This is a genomic window from Arthrobacter sp. Dra40 (genome assembly GCF_059091905.1).
The window spans coordinates 1-3053 of the sequence record NZ_JBNHHB010000383.1 but is presented as its reverse complement, the minus strand read 5'-3'; the positions used below and the strand labels follow the sequence as shown (position 1 = coordinate 3053).

Annotated in this window: 4 protein-coding genes; all 4 read right to left on the bottom strand. The window is 67.1% G+C overall.

Annotation, left to right across the window (positions count from 1 at the left end; translation table 11 throughout):
• The coding region (locus tag AC5RWT_RS36155; protein ID WP_494084427.1) for a VOC family protein at nucleotides 1–132 on the bottom strand (132 nt) is incomplete at its 3' end.
• Between the two features lie 31 nt (nucleotides 133–163).
• A complete protein-coding gene (hpaE, locus tag AC5RWT_RS36150) occupies nucleotides 164–1693 on the bottom strand; it encodes a 5-carboxymethyl-2-hydroxymuconate semialdehyde dehydrogenase (RefSeq protein ID WP_494084426.1) in 1530 nt (509 codons plus the stop codon).
• Nucleotides 1694–1740: 47 nt separating this feature from the next.
• Complete coding sequence (locus AC5RWT_RS36145; protein ID WP_494045864.1) at nucleotides 1741–2400, bottom strand: GntR family transcriptional regulator; 660 nt, start codon at nucleotides 2398–2400, stop codon at nucleotides 1741–1743.
• A gap of 5 nt (nucleotides 2401–2405) precedes the next feature.
• On the bottom strand, nucleotides 2406–3053 hold a 648-nt coding region (locus AC5RWT_RS36140; protein WP_494084425.1), incomplete at its 5' end, for an RraA family protein.

Genomic DNA, 3053 nt, shown 5'->3' with positions numbered 1-3053 from the left:
GGTCACGTGCAGGCCCAGCAGGTCCACGTAGAACGCGCGGGACTTGGCCAGATCGGTCACCACGATCTCCATGTAGGCGCAGCGCAGGATGTCCGGGGCCGGGACGGAGGGCTTGGGGATTTCGTTGCTCATAATTCTCTCCTTCGAGCGGTAGGGGTAAGGGTTAGGCGTCCGTCACTGCGGCGGCGTCCTCGGCCTTGCCGAAGACCGGGTTGTGCACCTCGCCGAGGTTGATGTGGACGGCCTGCTGGTCGGTGTAGAAGTCGATGGAGCGGTAGCCGCCCTCGTGGCCCAGGCCGGACGCCTTCACACCGCCGAAGGGGGTGCGCAGGTCGCGGACGTTGTTGGAGTTCAGCCACACCATGCCGGCCTCGACGTTCTGGGCGAAGTTGTGCGACCGCTTGAGGTCGTTCGTCCAGATGTAGGCGGCCAGTCCGTACTTGGTGTTGTTGGCCAGTTCCAGGGCCTCCTCGTCCGTGTCGAACGGGGTGATGGCCACGACAGGGCCGAAGATTTCCTCCTGGAAGATCCGGGCGTCCGGGGCCACGTCGGCGAAGACAGTCGGCTGGATGAAGTTGCCTTCGGGGAACTCCTCGGGGCGGCCGCCGCCGGCGGTCAGGCGGGCTTCCTGCTTGCCGATCTCCACGTAGGACATGACCTTCTCGAAGTGCTCCGGGTGCACCAGGGCCCCCACCTCGGTGGCCTCGTCGTGGGGGTAGCCCACCTTGACGCGCTTGGCCTGTGCGGAGTAGCGCTCCACGAACTCCTCGTAGATGCTCCGCTCCACCAGGATGCGCGAGCCGGCCGTGCAGCGCTCGCCGTTGAGGGAAAAGACGCCGAAGATGGTCGCGTCGATGGCGGCCTCGAGATCGGCATCGGCGAAGACGACGGCGGGGGACTTGCCGCCCAGCTCCATCGACAGGCCCTTCAGGTACGGGGCCGCGTTGGCGAAGATGATCTGGCCGGTGCGTGACTCGCCGGTGAAGGAGATCAGCGGGACATCCGGGTGCTTGACCAGCGAGTCGCCGGCGAAGCCTTCCTCACCGAAGCCGTGGACGATGTTGAAGACGCCCTCGGGCAGGCCGGCTTCCTCGAAGATCCCCGGCCACAGGGAGGCGGAGAGCGGGGTGAACTCGGCCGGCTTCAGGACCACGGTGTTGCCGGTGGCCAGCGCCGGGCCCAGCTTCCATGACTCCAGCATGAACGGGGTGTTCCACGGCGTAATTAGGCCGGCGACGCCGATCGGCTTGCGGTTAACATAGTTGGCCTGGCGGCCGGGGACCTTGAAGGCGTCGTCGTGCTGGGAAACGATCAGATCGGCGAAGAAGCGGAAGTTCTCCGCCGCGCGCTGGGCCTGGCCCAGCGCCTGCTTGATCGGCAGACCGGTGTCGAAGCACTCCATTTCGGCCAGTTCTTGGCCGCGGGACTCGACGATGTCGGCGATCTTGTGCAGCACGCGGGAGCGCTGGCGCGGAAGCATGGTCGGCCAGGGACCGTTCTCGAAGGCGTCCTTGGCGGCGGCAACGGCCGCGGCGACGTCGGCGACCTTGCCGGAAGCGGCCTTGATGTACGGCTTGTTGGTGACCGGGTCCAGTACGTCGAAGGTGTCGCCGTCGATGGAGTCGACGAGCTTACCGCCGATGTAGTGCTGCAGGTGGGTGGGCAGGTTGTCCGGAACAAAGTGCTCGGCCATGATGGTCCTTTCCAATGGGGGTTGCGGTCTTGGGTAGTCGGTTGGGTCTAAAGGGGCGAGGGCGGCATGCCGTCCGCGGCCAGGTAGGCGTTGAGCGTGTTGGTCCGGTGCGCCCGGGCCGCCTTCTCCACTTCGCTGGTGCTGGCACCGGCGTCGATCAAATCCAGCAGTTGCTCATGTTCCTCCACGGAGGAGCGGGCACGGCCGGGGATGTGGCTGAAGCTGGAGGCGCGCATCGCGTTGAGCCGGTTCCAGCCCCGGTGGACCAGGTCCAGGATGTGCGGATTGGGGCAGCGCTCGTACAGCACGGCGTGGAACCTGTCATTGAGCTGGGTGAAGCGGGGCGGATCGAAGTCCTCCAGACAGCGGCGCAACTCGGCGTTGATCGCCCGCGCTTCGGCCAGGTCCACGGCGGAGAGCAGCGGGGCGGCCAGAGCCGTGGCGGCTCCCTCGATCACCGCCAGCGTCTCCATCGTGTGCAGGTACAACTCGGCATCAACGGCTGCGACCGTCGCTCCGATGTTGCGCTCGAAGGTCACCAGGCCCTCGGCCTCCAGCCGGCGGATTGCCTCGCGCACCGGCACTGTGCTGCAGCCCAGTTCCGCGGCGATGGTGCCGAGGACCAGCCGGTACCCGGGCACCAGCTCGCCCTTGGCGATCCGCTCGTGCAGCAGCTCGTAGGCCTGCTCCGATTTGCTGGGGGCCAGGGTGGTCACTTCGGCTGCTCCGCAACCCACGCGTCGTAACGGCTGCGCCACTCGGCGTTCATCGGGAACAGGCCCTCGATCTTGTTGCCTTCCTTGACCATCTCGAAGACAAAGGTGTCCTGGCGTTCCTGCTCCACTACCTCGTCGGCGATCTCCGCGGCCAGCGCCGGCGGGATGACCAGGATGCCGTTGTCGTCGGCCACAATGATGTCGCCGGGCTGGATGGTGGTGCCGCCGCAGGCGACGGTGACGTCGGTGTCCCACGGAACGTGCTTGCGTCCGAGGACCGCCGGGTGGGCGCCGTTGTAGAACGTGGGGATCTCGAGTGCGGCCACCTCGGACAGGTCGCGGACGCCGCCGTCGGTAATGATGGCTTCCGCGCCGCGCACCTGGGAGCGCAGGGCCAGAATGTCGCCGAGCGTGCCCGAGCCCTTCTCGCCGCGGGCCTCCATGACCAGGATCTCGCCCGGGCCGATGGCGTCGATGATGCGCTTCTGGGCGTTGTAGCCGCCGCCGTGGGACTTGAACAGGTCCTCGCGGTTGGGCACGTAGCGCAGCGTGCGCGCGGTGCCGATGACCTTTTGGCCGGGCTTGGTGGCCAGCAGGCCGTCAACGCTGACGTTGTTCAGCCCGCGCTTGCGCAGCGCGCCGGA